At 63.8% G+C, this 17,470-nt stretch carries 14 protein-coding genes; 6 read left to right on the top strand and 8 right to left on the bottom strand.

Features of this window, described 5'->3' with window-relative positions; genetic code table 11:
• Nucleotides 1-253: 253 nt before the first annotated feature.
• Genes NYP07_RS04125 through NYP07_RS24095 form a run of 5 tightly spaced genes read left to right on the top strand, consistent with a single transcriptional unit; the run spans nucleotide 254 to nucleotide 10,519 of the window.
• Nucleotides 254-3,358 carry an Eco57I restriction-modification methylase domain-containing protein gene (locus NYP07_RS04125; protein ID WP_268147750.1) on the top strand — a complete coding sequence of 1,035 codons (3,105 nt, stop codon included), beginning with the start codon at nucleotides 254-256 and terminating at the stop codon, nucleotides 3,356-3,358.
• 54 nt (nucleotides 3,359-3,412) lie between these two features.
• A complete protein-coding gene (locus tag NYP07_RS04130; RefSeq protein WP_268147752.1) occupies nucleotides 3,413-5,536 on the top strand; it encodes a P-loop NTPase family protein in 2,124 nt (707 codons plus the stop codon).
• Nucleotides 5,533-6,867 (top strand): hypothetical protein, encoded by a 1,335-nt coding sequence (locus tag NYP07_RS04135; RefSeq protein WP_268147754.1) that lies wholly within the window; start codon nucleotides 5,533-5,535, stop codon nucleotides 6,865-6,867. The genes NYP07_RS04130 and NYP07_RS04135 overlap by 4 nt, the downstream gene beginning before the upstream one ends.
• Before the next feature lie 42 nt (nucleotides 6,868-6,909).
• Nucleotides 6,910-9,123 carry a DUF262 domain-containing protein gene (locus tag NYP07_RS04140; protein ID WP_268147756.1) on the top strand — a complete coding sequence of 738 codons (2,214 nt, stop codon included), beginning with the start codon at nucleotides 6,910-6,912 and terminating at the stop codon, nucleotides 9,121-9,123.
• Nucleotides 9,017-10,519 carry a TniQ family protein gene (locus NYP07_RS24095; protein ID WP_378990469.1) on the top strand — a complete coding sequence of 501 codons (1,503 nt, stop codon included), beginning with the start codon at nucleotides 9,017-9,019 and terminating at the stop codon, nucleotides 10,517-10,519. The genes NYP07_RS04140 and NYP07_RS24095 overlap by 107 nt, the downstream gene beginning before the upstream one ends.
• 569 nt (nucleotides 10,520-11,088) lie before the next feature.
• Here NYP07_RS24095 and NYP07_RS04145 read toward each other — a convergent pair.
• From NYP07_RS04145 to NYP07_RS04175, 7 genes are all read right to left on the bottom strand, one after another.
• The gene (locus NYP07_RS04145; protein ID WP_268147758.1) at nucleotides 11,089-11,586 is read right to left on the bottom strand and encodes a hypothetical protein; all 498 of its coding nucleotides are present in this window, start codon (nucleotides 11,584-11,586) and stop codon (nucleotides 11,089-11,091) included.
• Nucleotides 11,587-11,595: 9 nt separating this feature from the next.
• The gene (locus NYP07_RS04150) at nucleotides 11,596-11,823 is read right to left on the bottom strand and encodes a hypothetical protein (RefSeq protein WP_268147760.1); all 228 of its coding nucleotides are present in this window, start codon (nucleotides 11,821-11,823) and stop codon (nucleotides 11,596-11,598) included.
• On the bottom strand, nucleotides 11,820-12,173 hold the full coding sequence (locus NYP07_RS04155; protein ID WP_268147762.1) for a hypothetical protein: 354 nt from the start codon (nucleotides 12,171-12,173) through the stop codon (nucleotides 11,820-11,822). Before NYP07_RS04155 ends, NYP07_RS04150 begins: the two co-directional genes overlap by 4 nt.
• Nucleotides 12,174-12,244: 71 nt before the next feature.
• Nucleotides 12,245-13,156, bottom strand: coding sequence for a hypothetical protein (locus tag NYP07_RS04160; protein WP_268147764.1), 912 nt, complete (start codon nucleotides 13,154-13,156; stop codon nucleotides 12,245-12,247).
• Between the two features lie 7 nt (nucleotides 13,157-13,163).
• Nucleotides 13,164-13,712 carry a DUF4755 domain-containing protein gene (locus tag NYP07_RS04165; RefSeq protein WP_268147766.1) on the bottom strand — a complete coding sequence of 183 codons (549 nt, stop codon included), beginning with the start codon at nucleotides 13,710-13,712 and terminating at the stop codon, nucleotides 13,164-13,166.
• Between the two features lie 173 nt (nucleotides 13,713-13,885).
• Nucleotides 13,886-14,200 carry a hypothetical protein gene (locus NYP07_RS04170; RefSeq protein WP_268147768.1) on the bottom strand — a complete coding sequence of 105 codons (315 nt, stop codon included), beginning with the start codon at nucleotides 14,198-14,200 and terminating at the stop codon, nucleotides 13,886-13,888.
• An 83-nt stretch (nucleotides 14,201-14,283) separates the two neighbouring features.
• Nucleotides 14,284-15,012 (bottom strand): helix-turn-helix domain-containing protein, encoded by a 729-nt coding sequence (locus NYP07_RS04175; protein WP_268147770.1) that lies wholly within the window; start codon nucleotides 15,010-15,012, stop codon nucleotides 14,284-14,286.
• A 363-nt stretch (nucleotides 15,013-15,375) separates the two neighbouring features.
• Between NYP07_RS04175 and NYP07_RS04180 the strand changes: the two genes are divergently transcribed.
• The gene (locus NYP07_RS04180; protein ID WP_268147772.1) at nucleotides 15,376-15,741 is read left to right on the top strand and encodes a helix-turn-helix domain-containing protein; all 366 of its coding nucleotides are present in this window, start codon (nucleotides 15,376-15,378) and stop codon (nucleotides 15,739-15,741) included.
• Between the two features lie 13 nt (nucleotides 15,742-15,754).
• On the opposite strand, the gene NYP07_RS04185 is transcribed toward NYP07_RS04180, so the two are convergent.
• Nucleotides 15,755-17,374, bottom strand: coding sequence for a DUF3987 domain-containing protein (locus NYP07_RS04185; RefSeq protein ID WP_268147774.1), 1,620 nt, complete (start codon nucleotides 17,372-17,374; stop codon nucleotides 15,755-15,757).
• Nucleotides 17,375-17,470: the final 96 nt, after the last annotated feature.

Below are 17,470 nucleotides of genomic sequence, written 5' to 3' on the forward strand. Positions count from 1 at the left end.
TCCAGAGCTCAGCTACGCCGCCGTCGATGCCATCAACGAGCGTTATAGACCTGCGAAAGGGCTGCGAGTTCGTTCGTCGCTTTGACGTGCTACTTGCCGCCTGTGCCCTTTCACCGCATGACCGTGCAGACGCAGTCCTTGTGACCTGCAACCCGCCACCTTGATCAAGTAGAACGGGGCCAACCGGTCCAGCGGCTGGGATGCGTAAGCCCATTCACGCACGCTCATATTCCGCCATCCGGCCAACATCGCATTGCGTGAAGCTTTGTCATCGGGCGCGCTGACCTCCCAGGACTACTTCAAGGAACTGCTGCGCCTGGTCTACCGGCAGATCTTCCTGCTCACCATCGAGGAGCGAGAGATCCTGCACCCACCCGGCGCTGACTCGCAGGCAGTGGCACTCTACGCGCAGGGCTACGGTCTGCGGCGGCTGCGCGACCGCGCCGTCCGCCGCAGCGCTCATGACCGCTACGGGGACCTCTGGCAAGGGCTGAAGCAGGTTTGGATGGGGCTGGCCGTAGGTCAATCCGTTCTGGCTCTTCCACCGCTTGGAGGCCTGTTCGAGACCAGCCAATGTCCGCATCTCGATGCCGCGCGGCTCGAAAACCGCCATCTGCTGCTCGCACTGTTTCATCTTGCCTGGTTGCGTGCTGAACCCAATGCGCCGCTCTCGCGGGTAAATTGGCGCGACATGGGGCCCGAAGAGTTGGGCAGCATCTACGAAAGCCTGCTCGAGCTGGTTCCGCTACTCAGTCAGGAGCATCGACAGTTCAGCTTCCAGACAGGTGCCGCTGCGCGCGGCAATGCGCGGAAGACCACCGGCAGCTATTACACCGCCGACCCCCTTGTGCAGGAGCAACTGGACTCGGCGCTGGAGCCGGTAGTCGCAACCATCCTGGCCACCCACCCGACCGGCGATGGCGCAGTACAGGCGCTCCTTTCCATCAGCGTGATCGACCCGGCTTGCGGCAGCGGGCACTTCCTGCTCGCTGCAGCGCGTCGCATCGCCGGACATCTCGCGCGGGTGCGCGCACAGATGCGTGACGCGCTCGCGGGCAACGGCGGCCAGCCTACGCCCGACGACTACCGCCATGCCCTGCGTGATGTGGTGACGCACTGCGTGTACGGCGTGGACATGAACCCTATGGCGTTGGAGCTGGCGCGCATGGCCCTGTGGTTGGAGGCCTACACGCCCGACGCACCACTCGGCTTCGTCGACCACCACTTCAAACTGGGCAATGCACTCCTGGGGGTAATGGACCCCAAGACGCTGCTCGAAGGCGTTCCTGACGAGGCGTACAAGGAACTCACCGGCGACGTCAAGGCACTATGCCGTGACCTCAAACGGCGCAACAGGCAAGAGCGCGACGGCTTGAATCGCATGCGCGCTGCCGCCAGCTTCAGCCAGAGTCTGCAGGCGATGGAATTGAGCATCACCGCCGGGCCTCTGCAGCAGCTGGATGCACTGCCCGACGCCACGCTCGCCGACATTGCAGCCAAGAGACAGGCCTACGCGGCATTGCAGCAGGGCGCTGGAGTCGACGGATTGGCTCTCGCCCTTCATCTCTATTGCGCTGCATTTTTGCTGCCGAAGCATGGCACCGAGAGCAGCACGGTGGTACCGACCACTCAGGACGTGATGAACGCGCTGATGGGGCAACCAGTTGCGCCGCAAAAGGCGGCTGCTGCCATGAGTTTGGCTGAACGCACACCACTGCTGCACTGGCGCTTCGCCTTTGCACAGGTCTTCGCGCGGGGTGGATTCACGGTGGTGCTCGCTAACCCACCCTGGGAGCGTATGAAGCTGCAGGAGGAGGAGTACTTTGCCGCGCGTGCACCTGCCGTGGCAGCTGCACGCAACAAGGCTGAGCGTGAGAGAGCCATCAACGCATTGGCTGCGCATGAGCCGGGCACGCAGGAGAGGCAGATTTACGACGGCTTCGTCACTGCCAAACAGCAGGCGGAGGCAAGCAGTGTGTACTGCCACGGTCCGCGCTTCCCGCTGACCGGCACCGGTGACGTCAACACCTACGCGCTGTTCGCGGAGACTTCGCTACAGATCCTTCATTCCCAGGGTCGAGCCGGTCTTGTGCTGCCGAGTGGAATCGCGACCGATGAATCGACGAGCGCCTTTTTCGCTGAAATTAGCAAGGGGCGCATTGCGCAGTTGATCGACTTTGAAAACCGCGAGGCGATCTTCCCGAGTGTTCATCGAAGCTACAAGTTCTGCCTTCTGACCATCGGTTCCACGCCGGACGCACGCTTGGCGTTCTTCCTTAGTAATACCGAACAACTCAATGACGCTCGACGCATTTTTACTCTGAGTGCGGAGGACATTGCTCGACTTAACCCAAATACGCGGACCTGCCCGGTTTTTAGAAGCAAGGGAGATGCCGAGTTAACCAAAAAGATCTACACAACCGTCCCTGTGTTGCGCGACCATGCCGCGGAAAATTCTTGGTCGATCAAACTGAACCGTATATTCGACATGGGAAAACCTACGGATCAGCTGTTGGCTGAAGCGGCGCGCGCGAGGCCTGATGAAAGTGTTCGAATGTATGAGGCGAAATATTTCAGCGCGTACGATCACCGACTCTCAACATTCTCGGGCAACGATAGGCCGGTTACGGACGAAGAAAAGAGCAATCCAAGCTTCAAAATCCGTTCGAGAGAGGTAATGTCTCGGAGCGAGGTCGAAAGCCGACTCACTCGAAACGGGTGTCGGACCGGTTGGCTTGTGGCATTTCGAGACATCTGTCGAGCGACTGATGAGAGGACTGCCATCGCGGCGATCCTTCCACGGGAAGGAACGAACTATACAGTGCGTCTTGCAATAACCCAGCTATCGGCGGGTCATGCGGCAGGGTTGCTTGCATGCTTGAATAGCCTAGTTTTTGACTTCGTTGCAAGACAGAAATTCGGTGGTACGCATTTGTCGGACTACATCACCGAACAGCTGCCGATCCCACACCCCAAGGCATTCACCGATACAGTTTTGAACGAAGTTGTCCCTCGGGTTTTGGAGCTATCGTATACCGCACATGATTTGCAGCCTTTCTATATGGACGCAGTCGCGGAGAACCCCTTGTGGGATCTGCGAAACGGAACTCAGCGCGGACAGCCATGGCGTTGGGATACGGAGCGGAGAGCTGTATTGCGGGCTGAAATTGATGTAGTTTGCGCGCGATTGTACGGCTTGGGGAGAGATGAGTTGCGATATGTTCTCGACCCCACCGAAGTAATGGGCAACGACTACCCGAGTGAAACCTTCCGCGTACTCAGGGACAAAGAGATTCGGCAGTTCGGGGAATACCGGACTCGTAGGTTGGTGTTGGAGGCGTGGGATCGCTCCTCTTGATCCCGCCGTCATTTGCACCCAAAACCGGCTGGACTTCAAGGAACGGGAAAGACGATGCGAATTGAAACAGGCAACGTGGTGGCGGCCAAGATGAACGCCCATCGTCACCAGTGGAACGGCACGGTCTGTTCGCAGCCGCAGTCGTGGAACTGCGGGGCGGAAGCTGACTTTCGGGCCAACTTTTGCGACACAGGGGTGCCTCGTTGCTTCCACCTGGACGTCTTTAAGCCCAGCGGGCCCAAGTTCATCACCCCGGACAGCAGTGTGGTGTTGTCTGCGCAGCAGCAGCCGAGCATGTTGGATGACCAGGTGCTGGTCTTTTATGGAGGCCGGTTTGGCACGCAGCAGGGGGTCGCGCCAGGGGACTATGAGCAGACCCTGTTTGGCTTTTACCGTGTCAAGCATGCCAAGCTTGACACCGCCCGCACGCCGTATCGGCTGATCATTGAGCCCCACGTCGATGCGTGGGCGATATTTCCCAGGATGCATCTCAGGCCGGCGGCGCTGCGCGCGATTCAGGGCGTTGCGTACCTGAAGCAGATGCGGACGAAGGGATTGAAAGATGCCATCGATGAAGCGCTGGAGGCGGCTGAATCCCTTCCAAAGTCTGACGGTTGGAGCATCGAGTTTCAGCGGCGCCTGAAGCGTGCTGGTGATGCATTGCCTAGTTGGCAGCAGAAGGCGGAAGAGGCGCTTGCCAAGCTTCCACCCCCCAGCGAAGCCCCGCGTATGTCCGCTTCGTTCGGGAACCTTGAAGGAACGCTGTCTGCCAAGTTAAAGGGAATCAGGATTTCGACAGCGCCCGCGCCTGCTGTGCCGGCCGACGCTGGAACAGCAAGCTCCGCAGGACCGGCGCCGACGCCGGAGGCGGTGGTGCCGCCCCCTGTCGAAATGACAACTCCCGTGCTGGAGCCTCTTGGTGACACTCCCGCTGCGGTCGAGTTAACAAGCGGCGTTGAGGCCGGTCTGGCGGAAGCAACGAATGTCGAGGAAGCAATCACCTCAGCACAGGCCCCCGCAGATAAGCCGCCAGAGGGAGAAGCAAAGGCGGCCGAGTCGATGGCGCAGGACTCGGCCGTGGCCGAAGAGGCGCTCAAGTCCGTATCCGTGGCGGACACGCCGAATGTTGGCGAGCCGTTGGCCGCGACTGTCGTAGACGCACCGTTGGATGGCTTAGATCTTGGGGGATTGGTCGAAGGGCTGCCCGTCCATGCGGTGCCCGAGCCACCTGGCAAGCAGATCCTGGAAGAGCAGTTCGGCAGCCAGCTCGTCGATGCTCTCAGCGTCGCCTTCATAACCAAGAGCCTCGTCATACTGACCGGCGCACCGGGCGCAGGAAAGAGTTGGATCGCCAGCCGTCTGCTCGACGATAGCGCACGAGACCGGACCGTCGTCGTTCCTGTCGCGTCAACGTGGCGGGGCCGCGAGGACCTGTTGGGCTATGTCAACCCGATCAACGGCTGCTTTGAAGCGACCGAATTCACACACTTCCTGTGCGGCGCTCAGGAAGCCTGGGAGGCGGGTGACCGAAGGTCGCGCTTGGTCATCTTCGAAGAATTTAATCTGAGCCAGCCTGAACACTGGCTGAGCGATTTGCTGGTTCGTCTGGAGTACGACGCCGACCAACTTGCAGACAGGACAGTTCGGCTCGGCGGCAAAGAGATTGCCGGCCGCCCTGGGCGTGCGTGCAGCGTGGTGCTGGTACCTAGCCTTCGCTTCGCAGCCACGCTCAACAACGACCACACGGTCAAACCACTATCACCACGAGTACTGGACCGAGCTGCGCTGATCGAGGTCACCAGCAGTGGTCGGGCGGCGCTGTCCCGGGCAGGTGTTGAATTGAGCGATGACGTCGAAGACGTCATTGACGAGCTCAACGATCTTTTGGAGCCGCGGGGCGCCGCCTTCTCGGTTCGTTCGGCCCGTTCACTGCAGCGTGCGATGGAAGCTGGCAGCACGAATGGCATGGGCCTCGCCCGTGCGCTCGACCTGGTGCTTGTACAGGAGGTGCTGTCGCGAGTGCGTCTGTTGGCCGGTGATCCGCGAGACGAGCAGTTGCTTTCCCGGCTGCAGGCGTGGACGCAGAAGCCAGGCTGCGCAGAACTCGCCGCGTGTGCCGCCCGGGTTGCTGACTGGGCAGACCTGTTGAGCGCGGGCCGGGACGTTTTCCAGGCATGAGCTACGCGCCGCCGCGTTGGCTGCCCACGGTCGTCGCGGATCTGCGAGCGGTTTCGGCGGATCTGTTGGAGCCTGGGCTCGCGCCAGCCGCCCCGATTGGTGCGATGGGCGGGCATGGGCCGCTGCTGCGCGGTTTGCTGATGGCGGCTGATGCGTTTGCAGCACTGACCCCCAGGCTTCTTAGTGAACTCGATTTGACGGCGGATGGCACATCAGGCGAGTGGCGCTCGACTATGGTGCCGCGCGGGGCACGTCCGTCGACGGCACCTCACGACTTTGTGGTCTCCTTGGGGGTGGCACTTCCACTGCGCTGGTTGCGCTTCGATGCCGAGCAGCGCCCCGACGCCGGTGCGCTGCGTTGGATGCTCCACCTCTGTGACCAACTTCGACAGCAGCTGCACACGCACGGCTTGCGGCTCGGGCGACAGCTCGAGGAAGCTTTGCTGGTTCGGTCTGGCGAGAGCACCTGGGCGGTACAGGACTCGCAAACGCTCAGAGGCCTGGCGCAAGACGTGCAGCAGCGACTCGTGTCAATGCGACAGACGGAGGTCGGCATTCGCGCTGCGGCGGGACGCCAGATCTTCGGCAGCGATCGTGCGCCGGTGCCCTATCCGCAGCAGCCCGCATGGTCACGCCTGAAGCGGCTTGCGCGGGAGCTATTGAACCCGCAAGCGATGCTCGGAACGATGCTGAACGACCTGCTGGCCGAACCCATTGCGCTTGCCGACGTGCCCTTCCTTTATCAGCGGTGGTGCGGTCTGCATCTGGTTCAAGCCTTTGAGCGCCTGGGCTGGAAACGCCGCGGCGATCTAACGGGCGCACTCTTCCTCGGTGGCCGGGTTGAGCTTTCGGGTGTAGGCGCGGGGCAGCTGACGATCTGGATTGAGCCGAGAGTGTCGCGAGCGACGATGCCCCTGACCGGCTGGGGCTGCGCATCGATAGGCGATGAACTGACGCCGGACTTTCTCATCACTTGCGGAGAGGCCGGCATGCGCGATGCGTTCGTGCTGGACGCCACCCTCGCGACGTCGGACGAGGTGCTGAACTCGAAGTCGAAGTACCGCTTAGGCATTGTTGGCATCGACACGCTGCTGGTTGCTGGTGTTCCGGTGGCGCGCCGTCCCCTGCGTTCCTGGGCGATTGCGCCACTGGACAGTACGCTGTGCCGACTGAACGATCCTGAGGGCCGCACCGGTGGTGTGCCGCTGCATCCCGGGCGGCGCGATCTGCGTGCTCTGGATTCGTGGGTCGCCGACGTGTCTTTGCACGCACAGCGTCAGGCCGTTCGCGCGGTCACCTCGTCTATGGAGCTGGAGGGAGCAGTGCAGTGATGAAGCAGGACAGCAAGGCGACTCAGAACAGGAAGGGAATCCATGAAGGCTGAAGACACCTCGTTCTTGAACTTGCTAGGTGGGGGCGCACGACAGTTTGTGATTCCGGTCTTCCAGCGCCAGTACAGCTGGACGGAGACGCAGTGCAGCCAGTTGCTCGGCGACGTGGTGCGTGCGGCTAGGCGTCCCCAAGGTGCCACGCACTTTGTCGGGTCAGTCGTGTACGTGGCCAGCGGCGACCACAGTGCCGTATTGCCGCAGTGGCTGGTGATCGACGGCCAGCAGCGGCTGACCACTTGCACCATCTTGCTCGCAGTGCTGCGCAATCGACTGAAGTTGCGTGAAGGTGAGGTCCCGATCACGGACTCGCCGGCCGCGCTTGACGAGCAGTTTCTGCTTAACAAGTTTGCACCGCCGTCCCTGCGCGCGCGCTTAGCGCTGCGCGGGACCGATGACGCCTACCTCCAGAGTCTGCTGATCGGCCAACCTCTGCCTGAGGACCCGACTAACCGCGTGGCGGCCAATGCTGCCTTCTTTGAGCAGGCCTTGGTCAATCACGACGAGCTCGAGGTGCTGGCGGGCCTGCGCCGGCTCATGGTGGTGTCGGTGTCATTGAAGGCCGGCCAAGACAACCCGCAACTGATCTTCGAGAGCCTGAATTCAACGGGAATGACGCTTACGCAGGCGGACCTTGTGCGCAACTACGTGCTGATGGGCCACGCCGAGCCACGGCAGACCGAGTGGTACCGGACGTACTGGTTCCCCCTGGAACAGGCCTTTGGCGTCCACTACCGCGCTTCCTTCGACAATTTCCTGCGCGACTTCCTGACCCTAGAGCTGAACCCGCCCCGACCGCTGAAGCTGGACAGCGTCTACCGAGAGTTCCGCAACTGGTATCCGGCACAACTGGCCGAGGACCACGATGCGTACGCCGTCGCCAAGCTGGAGCGCATGTTGCGCTTCGGCCGTCACTATTGCACCTTCATGTTCAATCCGCAGTCCGGCGGCGCCGCCGAGGTGGGTCTTCGGCGTGTTCAGCGGCTGGTGGATGTGGCTGCTCCTGCAGTGATGGTTTTGCTGGAGCGCCGCTGGCACGATAAAGCAATCGATGACAAGGAGCTCGTCCAGGCGCTGGACTTGCTCGAGAGCTACGTGCTTCGTCGTTCGATGATCGGTGCCGAGACGCGCAGCGGGGGGCAGGTGTTCTCCGCGTTGGCGCAACGCATCACGGTCGACGAGCCGCTGGCGCGCCTGAAGGCAGCACTGGTCAGACAGCCGAAAGGTGCCGAGTTTCCCGACGACGTGACCTTCTCCCATGCGCTGCGGACCCAGGATCTGTATGGGCGACGCAACCTGAAGTTCTTGCTGGAGCGGCTGACGAACTCCGGCAAGGAGAAAGTTGTCACCGACAATCTCACGATCGAGCACGTTCTGCCGCAGAAGGAGAACTTGGCGCCGGAATGGAAAGCGATGCTCGGCCCCGAATGGACTGCAGTGAGGGCCCAGTGCCTCCACAAGCTGGGCAACCTAACGCTGACGGGCTTCAACAGCGAACTGGAGGCTCGTCCGTTCGGCGAGAAGCGGCAGCACCCGGAATGGGGCTACATCAATAGCCCCGTGTGGCTCAGCAAGAGCATCGCGTCCGAGGATAGCTGGGGGCCGGAACAAGTCGACAAGCGCGGCGAGCTGCTGGCTCGGAAGGCGGTCCAAGTCTGGCGTCCTGTCGTCGCGGATCCAGCGATGCTCAAAACCCTAGAACTAGAAGATGAGAAAGAGCGGTCGTCCGCCTTCTCGCTGGACGGTCTGAAGTGGGCCACGGGGGCCCGCGAATGGTTCGACGACTTGCGCGAGACTGTGCTGGCCTGCGCCGAAGGCGCGCTGGAGCTGCCACGCGCCAAGTCGGTTGTGTACCGAGCGCCGGACTGGATCGTTGAGGTTCTGCCACGGGCCAAAGGATTCACGATTCGCTTTGCGGCAGACGCTAGCGACCTCATTGAGGTCTCACCAGAGGTCCAGGATGCGGCGGCCTGGGTGTACATCGCAAACAGTACGGTGTCGGGCGGCAGCCTGTACACGGTGTCTTCGCCCGCGCAGCTGGCTGTGGCGAAGGCACTGGTACCCTGGCCGAGTGACCTTGTTGCCCTTGAACATGGTCCCCTTCGACGCAAAAGTGGACGGGCTCTTGAGCGCGTTTGGCTTGACCTACGAAGAGGCTCTCAGATGCCTTACGACCTACCCGTACTGGCAGTGCTTTGATGCAATTTCGGGTAAGGAGCTTCCAGGAGCTCCGGACCTGACCTTAATCAGAGGCCCATCCGGAGAACCCTCGGGACTGCAACACTTGGGCATGCAGCGTAGCTTGGGCATATCTGCGCACATCCGCTACTGCAGCGATTGCCTTCAGGAGGATCTTGCCCTTCACGGGGAGGTCTACTGGCACCGCAGCCACCAACTGCCGAACGTGTTCCACTGCCCGAAGCACCAGACCCGGCTGCGGATCGACTGTCCGGCCTGCAAGCGAAGGGTCGGATCGAATGGCTGGTTCATTTCTGCTCCAAGGGAGGTGTGCCTATGCGGGCGCGACCTGCGGCTGCGGGACCGCGGCGCGCGGCCTAACCCGGAGCAAGTCCTCCTTGCGCGCCTTAGCGTACAAGCGCTGGAGTCAGGCATCGTTGGGCCAGGCTGCGAAAAAGTACTTGGCTTCTTCGCCGGTCTCCTAAAGGTAGGCGACCGTTCGCCCGAGCAGGCCTATAGGGAGAAGGTCGGAAGAGCTTTTGGACTCGTTCAGCTTGGAGGACTGATGGTCGACGCAAGCAGTTCGACGAGAGTTACAGAGGAAACCTTTCGCGTGACTAGCCAGTTCGCGCGAATGCGTACTCCTGATTTCTTGGCTACGCTGGCCGCGCTACGTGTGCCGTTCAAGGACGCCGCGGTCGGAGCACTCACCGCTGAGCCTTGGCTTCCAAGATCCCATAGGGCCTGGCCAAATACATGGACCATCAAATCAGCGCGAGTTGCGATTAGCGCTGGGGATGTCACAACCGATGCACGCCGGGCCCGACACGGACGACTGCCCTATTGGTTCCTCCGGCTGAACGATCCCAAGTGGCTCGAACAATATTTCCCTGAAGCATCAAGGCCGATACCCAGCGTCGCAGCGGATCGGCGTGAACTGGGACGGAGGTTTGCCGAAATGGCCGCTCAGGCCGCCATGGCTTGCGGTGCTGGTCACCGTGCACGCCTTCGGGACAAGGACTGGCTGATCTCCAGATGGCCAAAGGCTGAACGCCGGGGCAAGCACCAGCTAAGTCTGGTCGACGCGCGATCTGCAGCGATGCTCATAGAGCTTCAACATATATTGAAAACCGAAGGTCGGCCAGCTCATATCTATGCTTGGCAACTAGGGGCCATTACGGGGCTAACTCGATCGCAATCCAATAGTTCTGTAAGTCCGGCACTTTCCGCGGCGATCAATCGTGCCAATGCGGACAGACCGCGCCGGGCGTTGCACTGGGCGATGAAATCTCTGCTTGACGAGGGCCGACATCCCTCCATGGCAGCGACTTTTCGCCGATCCATGTTGACGGGAACAAAGGACAACGTTCAGCTGTACCGGACCCTATACGAGGAACTCCGGCAGGTCCGAGGCTGAAAGCGGCTTCATCCAATCGCCGAACGGGCTGGGGAATGCTGCCAAGCTGACACCCTGAAGGACGGCTACAGTCAGCTCGGACGCAGGTATCGCGCCTCGCGATATGTTGCGCAGGCCCGATCCCGAGTGCGGTCAGAAGCGGCTTGAGCGGACGATGCAACTTGTCTAGACAAGACTGCCGAGTAGATGCAAAAACTTCCCTCCACTCAGTAGCATTGCAAACTTCGCGGCCAACGCTAAGCCGAAACTTCCCACCTCTATTGCAAGACAAGGGGAACTCGGTGTTGCGGCTCAACCGCCATTTCGACGGCAAGGAAACGTGGGACGAGCAGGCCATCGCTGAGCGCGGCAAAGCGCTAGGCGAGGCGCTATGCCGGATATGGCCTCGGCCGAACCCGGCGGGGTGAACTGACATCAGCGCGGCATCGTCGCCGCTGACATCAGCGCGACGGAGCCGGCAGGTCAAAGGCCCGCCGATCGGGCCCGTCCGGACTGCTCGATTGAACGGGGCGATTTGCCGCGCGACTCAAATCCAGGCCGGCCATTGGCTGCTTCGACTGGCCTGCCCGTCAGACGAACTCGACCGCGCCGCGAAGGCTGGCGAGGTGATTGTTCAGAGTCGACAGCGCCTCCCTGTTTTCCCGGACGACCTTCCTGCCCAGCCACGCGAAATAGAGGACGACCGCTCCCACCAAGAAGGGAAGGGTAAGCAGCCCGACGATCCAGAAGGTCAGGTTCAGGGCTTGGAAGCACCAAAAAGCGACGATGCCCGGCCCTTGGACGGGCCGCATCGCGTAAGCCTTGCCATCCACCTTCAGCGCGACGAGCGGGCGGCCTGCATTGGGGATGTAGACCTCCCCGATCTCCAACTCTACGGGCGAGCGGGACGCGATCGCCTTCTCCAATTCCTTGCTGATGCCGGAGGTGGCGAAGAAGGGGCCGCAGAGGCCGTTGCAGCCGACGAACGACACGCTTTGATAGCCCAAGCCGTCCGAGAACGGCTTGGGCCGCTCGGCATAGCTCCATCGCTTGTCATGGATGACCCCTTTGTGGATGGTCGTCTGCATGGGGGCCTTTCAGTTCGATTGGGCCAAGCCCGCCAGGCCGCGGGCGGACCACCTCGCGAGGATGGGCTTTGGAGCGCGGTGGCCGGACCCGCCATCGCGCGGCGCCGGCTCGCAGGGTTGCCCCCAGGCCAGAGCCTCGATGTCGGCCGCCCGCAGGCCCTTGGGCTCCATCCGCCAGACGCAGCGGATCGCCCAGGCCAGCAGGGCGATGCCCGCCGCGATGGCCAGCGGGCTCATCGCTGCGCCATCCATCCGTCGCTGCCTTTGACCAGGCGGATCGATGCCGGCGGCGCCTTCACCGTCTTGCCGCCTCGGCTGACCTCGACCTCCACGTCGCAGCGGTAGGCCTTCTCGCCGTCTTCCTTGCAACCGAGCTTGTGGGCCGAAACGACCTCCACGCGCGATTGGGCGGACAACTGGCGGACCATGTCGGCGGCCGGCCCGCTGCCGGCGGCTAGGGCCTCCGCCTGGGCCTCGGAGCGCTTCTGGTCGGCTAGAAGCGCCGCCTTGATGTCGCCGTCGGATGGCGCGCCGGAGCACGCGGCCAGGGCCAGGGGGAGCGCGGCCGCCAGGGCGGCCCGCTTCATTTGTCGTCCTCGGATTTCCATCGTCCTCTCCTTGCTTCTTCAAGTTGCGGCCCGCGCGGGCCGATGCTTCGTCAAATGGATGCCAGGATCGCCAACATGCGCCGCAGCTTCTCCCGCTCCTCAGGCTGCGACCTGGGCATCTGGTAGTCCAACGCGGCCCGCAGGCTGCCCAATTTGCCTTTGCCGCAGAGCCGCGCGTATGCGCTCAGCCGCTCGTCCAAAGGCTCGCTGACGAAGTGGATCCAATTGGGGACGCAAGCGGCCGGCTCGCTGAACATGGAGGGATCGAGCGAGGCAGCGATCCGAGGATTCCAAGGCTGGGTGTGGAGCAAGCGCCCCATCACGCCTTCGTCGCTGATCGGGACCTTGATTTGGGAGAACCAAGCCACCGCTTGCTCGTCGCCTTGGCCGATGGCCTCCTTGAGCCCGTTGTGGCTGACCGAGTAGCCTCGCGACGCCAAGGCCCGGCGGGGATCGCCCTCCGCCCCGACCAGGGCATCGAGCTTGGCGTTGGCTTGCCCCACGCCGGAGCTGATGTCAGAGAGCCCCGCGCGGATCGACAGCAGCTCTTCTTGAAGGCTCCTGACCGCCGGGAACTGGCTGGCGGCCAGGCCCCCGACGCTCGCCTTGGCCACCGACGCGAAGCCCACGATGGAGACGACGCAGAGCATGGCGAAGCCGAACTGCCAGCCGCCGCGCCGCCACAGCGGCTCGTGGCTGGGGGCCGGCCCGAAGAAGCGGGCTTGGGCCTTGGCGGCCAGGCTCGGCACGACGGCGGCGGCCAGCATCGCGGCGGCCAGCATCGCCGTGCAGGAGTAGACGATCCTTGGCAGAAGCCAGAGCTTGGGGGCCATGAAGTCCAAGGCCCCGACCGCGAAGCACGAGAACGCGATCAAGTTGTTGACGACCACCAAGTGGCCCTTGATGAACTCGTAGAGCCCGGCGAAGGGGTTCGCCGGCGCATCCGCAGCTTGTCCAGCCATGGCCGCCTCAGTCGCGGTTGATCGATTGGCGCAGGATCTCCATCCAGCGCGCTTGTTCGTCCACCGCCGGCATCTCGACGCGCCACTTGGGGTTGTCGATGTCGCGCACGGTCACGAAGAATCCCGTGCGGGCCGCCGCAGCCCCGGCCGCCGCCCCGCTTTGCAACGCGGCCATCGCGCCCAGGGCCAGCCCTCCGCCAACCGGGACTGCTTGGCCGGCCGTCTCTTTTGAGGACGCCCATTCGCGCACGTCGCCGAAGCTGTAGGCCTTGCTCAGGCCCTTCTTGGCCAGCGCGATCTTCCCCGCCGCTCCGATGGCGATGCCCGTCTCGCCCCGGACGTGGACGAAGGCCCCCGCGTCGCCCTCCTTGGCGCCGGCCAAGGCCAGCAGCTCAGCCCGCAGGTTGTCTTGGCGAGCGTCGGAGGCCTGCGCGGCCCACAGGATCAACGCCAGCAAGGCGCCCATGATCAGCAGCGGGTAGAGGCTTTCGGCCCCGATCGTCCAGAACACGGCGATCGTGATCCAGACGCCTGCAAACGCGCGGTATTTCTTCATCGCTCTCCATCCTCTGTTTTGGGCCCGCGCCGATCGCGGGGCCCTTCGCGGCAGGCGCTCGGCGCGCCGGGCTGCAACGCAATGTCAACTTCATAGGTTGACAGTCAACCTTATACATGAAGACCAATCCGGCGCGCTCCACCGGACCGAGGGGGCAGGCAAGGCCTGGCCCTTCATCCGCCGGCCATCGGCTCGATGGTCAGGCAGGCCAGCGAGCCCGGCTTTCCGAGGCGGCGCTGGTAATACGCGTGCCCTGGCTTGGCGACATCGATAGGCTCCAAGGCCCGCCCGCCAGGCAGTTCGACCAGCTCGACGTGGACGCTGGCCCCGCGATCCTCGAAGGCCTTCACGCGGACGAGCTGCTCGCTCGCGTGGCATTTGGGAGGCTTGGGCAGACGGGCCGCGGGCTCGCAGGCCGCCGGCGCGGCCGAGCTGGCCAGCAGCAGCGCGGCGAGCCAAGCGATGGGGTCCAAGCGGCGGCGTTCCATGCCGGCATGCTCGGCTCCGAGAGCCGCCGCGTCTTGAATCCACGCGCCAGGGCCGCGCGTGGAAACGCGGGAGAGTGGCTTGCTCAGGCGGCGAGCATCCGGGCGATCTGCCCGGGGGTCAGGCCGCTGGCGGCCTTGAACGCGCGGGCCATGTGCGCCTGGTCGGCGAACCCCGCGAGCGAGGCCACTTGCCCCAGGCTGCCCTCCCCGGCCTGGATCAGGCGCAGGGCCACGGTCTGGCGGCAGGCCATGCGCAGCTCGGTCAAGCTCAAGCCTTCGGCCGCGATCTGGCGCTGGAGCGTCCGAGCGCTGGAGCCGAGGGAGGCCGCCAGGGTCCGAAGGTCCATGTCGCCATCGGCCTCCAGCAACCGGGCGACCTCTGCCGAAGCCTGCCGCTCGGCCCCGAGGTAGCGGGCGGCCCGCCAGCCGGAGATCATCCAGTCCTCGGGCGGCCGGGCTGCCTTGGAGGCCACGTCGCGGCCGATCCAACCGACGACGGCCAAGCTTCCCGCCGCGCACAGCTCGTCGTCCTTTGCGACGCTCGACGGCATGCGGCGCGTCCCGCCCTCATGGACTTCGGTCCGCACGCCCAGCGGCACCGACCGGTTGTAAACGTTGTATAGGCCGACCACGGCCTCGCGCGAGCGCGCCGCCCGGATCGACTGCACCGCTGGGTTGAGGTCCGTTTGCAGCCATTCGTAGACGGCGCGGGCGACCGTGTCCTCGCTCCAACCCTGCGCGCGCCGCTCCGCGGCCGCCCGCCGGTATTCGATGTGGGCGACGTGCCCCGAGACCGCCGCCTTGATCGCCAAGGCGAAGCGGCCCTTTGGGTCGCCCCGAGAGCGGTCCCGCATGGCCGAGACGACGGTGTGATATGCCAGCCCCTGATCCGACATGTGCGCCCTTGTGTTTTATCGATCGCGCGCCGCGGATCTTCCATCCCCGCGCCCCAAGGCGCTTTGAATCCGCGCGCCAAAACCGCAAGGGATATCCCTGCCCCGGCGCGCCGGGACAGCCGCGGGCAAGCCAGGCTGGCGGCAGCTCGTTTGCCCGCTTTGGATTGGAGAGCCGGCCGCGGCGCGCCCATTATCAACCTATAGGGTTGATATGCAACCCGCCAAGTCCTTCCTCTTGAAAACACGGCACTCGACCATTCGGGTTGACAGGAGCCAGGCATGCAAGACGACGCAAGAAAGCGCCTGGCGTCTCGGATCGGATCCCGCATCGCGCGCGCCCGGACGAACGCCGGCATGACGCAGGATGACGCGGCCGAGAGGCTGGAGATTGGCAAGGAAGCGGTCTCGCGCATGGAGCGCGGCGTCGCGATGCCGACGATCGATCGGCTCTACGAGTTCGCGGAGCTCTACGGCTGCCGGGTGGACGAGCTGCTTCTGGAATCGAGCCGGCGGGATGCCGACCTCGGCGCGGCAATCGCCCACAGGCTCTCGGGCCTCTCCCAGGCCGACCGGGAAATGCTCGCGTCGCTCATCGAGCAGCTCAGCGAGCACATGCGCAAGCGCAAGGGCAAGCAGGCCTTTTGAGAGGCCGCCAGCATCAGGGCAGTTTTGCCCCGTCCGGGCGTTGGCTGGCCGGGGCAGCCTTCTGCTTCGGCAGCACCGCATAGCGGGCCAGGGTCGGATCGGCATCCACCGCCGCCTGCATGAAGCCACGCACGTCTTCCGCGCTTGAGCCGCGCAGGCTGCGGATCTTTGGCATCAAAGTGCGGGCGTCGATCGGCGCTCCATCCAGATCCCTCAGGGCGGCGAGGAACTCCGCGACGCGGGCGGCCCGGTCGTCCGTCTTGGTTCCGCCTTTGCCTTTTCCATTGCCGTCTGGGTTGTAGAGGTCGAGCACCTTGCGCAGGTCGCGCATCGACAGCGCGCAGAGCCTGGCGGCGAACGCGAAGTCCTCGGTGTCGAGCCGATCTGACTTCTTGCCCAAGAGCACGTGATAGATCAGCGCGTATTTCACGCCGCGATGGGTGATGCGCTTGATGAAGCTCAGCTCCAAGTCCTGGGCAAGGCCTCGCTGGAGCAGGATTTGGAAAGCCTCTTCGAAGGCGGCGCGCGCGACTTCGTCGACGATGTATCGCTCGTGGAAGCCCGCCCGGGCGATGGCCTGCCAAGACGCCTTGATGATCGGGGCCTTTTTGGCGAAGTCATAGAGCGCCCGCAGCTTCCGCCCGGGATCCCTCTCGGCGACGACGAACGCGAAGCGCTGGGCGAACCCGTCCTCCAGCATTTCCCGGGTCAAGTATTTCTTGACGGTCGACAGCACCGTGCTGCCGAAGATCGTCAGCGCGGGGTCGATGACCTCCACGGTTTCGGCCTTGGTCGAGCGCGAGATCTTGGCGCCGTCGTAGCAGCGCAGCAGGTAGTCCTTGGTGGCCGCCATGGCCTCGCCCGTTTCCATCGCCTTCAAAAACTGGGCGAACTCATCGCGCACCCACAGCCCGCGGTTGTGGTCGCGCAGGTTCTCGGCGAACTTGGCGGCCGAATCGGACTCGGGGAACATCTTCACGACGCCGTCCAAAACTTGGCCGACCCTCGAAGAGGCGAAGCTCTTGCCCGTCCCCGACTCCGCCAAGCAGATGGTCCAGATGTCCGGCCGCCAGACTTCCCCGACGATCGAGATGCCGACATGCCGCTGCAGCAGCAGGCCCGACACGTAGTGCATCGCCGCGAACATCGGCAGCTCCCGAGGAATGTCCGTCGTCGCGAGGAACACCTCGTCGATCAGCTCGAGCAGGCTGTCCTTGGGGATGCAGTCGTCGATGGTGGGCCACTCGCCGCCAGCCAGCATCGACATGGCGACGCGCACGTTCTGCTCGGCCTCGGCCTTCCCCTGCGCGAGCGCCTCGAAGTAGGCCTGCCGGACCTCGGGCTTGGCCAACTCATACAAATCCGGGTTGGAGTGGGCGTTGGGCGTCAGCAGCTCGGCCATGACTCCGGCGATGGCCTCATCCTTCGCCGCCCCGTCTGCCAAAGGGTTCTCGGCTGTGGCGCCCGGCCAGGCAAAGGGATCCGGGGGCGGCAACCCCTCAGCGGGCGGCGTTGTCGCCGCGATGGCGATGTTGGAGGGCGTGTCCCAGGCCGGATCGTCCGGCGCGCGTCTCCTGATCGCCTCCAGCTCCTCCTCATCGGCGCGCTGGCCTTTGGGGTCCATGTTCGGCATCTTGGCTCCCTTCCCTATGGATGCGGACATTCTCCCCATCCGCCGGCGCCGCGCCACCGAATAATCAGGACTTCGACACTTGGACCGCGCGGCTTT

Origin of the sequence: Pelomonas aquatica (genome assembly GCF_026712205.1) — a bacterium.
Classification (GTDB): domain Bacteria; phylum Pseudomonadota; class Gammaproteobacteria; order Burkholderiales; family Burkholderiaceae_C; genus Pelomonas; species Pelomonas aquatica.

Bases quoted from the DNA above. Each gene is read 5' to 3' on its own strand.
- NYP07_RS04145 (WP_268147758.1), bottom strand. From the start codon at position 11,586: ATGCAGACGACCATCCACAAAGGGGTCATCCATGACAAGCGATGGAGC.
- NYP07_RS04185 (WP_268147774.1), bottom strand. From the start codon at position 17,374: ATGCCGAACATGGACCCCAAAGGCCAGCGCGCCGATGAGGAGGAGCTG.
- NYP07_RS04170 (WP_268147768.1), bottom strand. From the start codon at position 14,200: ATGGAACGCCGCCGCTTGGACCCCATCGCTTGGCTCGCCGCGCTGCTG.
- NYP07_RS04180 (WP_268147772.1), top strand. From the start codon at position 15,376: ATGCAAGACGACGCAAGAAAGCGCCTGGCGTCTCGGATCGGATCCCGC.
- NYP07_RS04130 (WP_268147752.1), top strand. From the start codon at position 3,413: ATGCGAATTGAAACAGGCAACGTGGTGGCGGCCAAGATGAACGCCCAT.
- NYP07_RS04165 (WP_268147766.1), bottom strand. From the start codon at position 13,712: ATGAAGAAATACCGCGCGTTTGCAGGCGTCTGGATCACGATCGCCGTG.
- NYP07_RS04140 (WP_268147756.1), top strand. From the start codon at position 6,910: ATGAAGGCTGAAGACACCTCGTTCTTGAACTTGCTAGGTGGGGGCGCA.
- NYP07_RS04155 (WP_268147762.1), bottom strand. From the start codon at position 12,173: ATGAAGCGGGCCGCCCTGGCGGCCGCGCTCCCCCTGGCCCTGGCCGCG.
- NYP07_RS04150 (WP_268147760.1), bottom strand. From the start codon at position 11,823: ATGAGCCCGCTGGCCATCGCGGCGGGCATCGCCCTGCTGGCCTGGGCG.
- NYP07_RS04135 (WP_268147754.1), top strand. From the start codon at position 5,533: ATGAGCTACGCGCCGCCGCGTTGGCTGCCCACGGTCGTCGCGGATCTG.
- NYP07_RS04160 (WP_268147764.1), bottom strand. From the start codon at position 13,156: ATGGCTGGACAAGCTGCGGATGCGCCGGCGAACCCCTTCGCCGGGCTC.
- NYP07_RS24095 (WP_378990469.1), top strand. From the start codon at position 9,017: ATGGTCCCCTTCGACGCAAAAGTGGACGGGCTCTTGAGCGCGTTTGGC.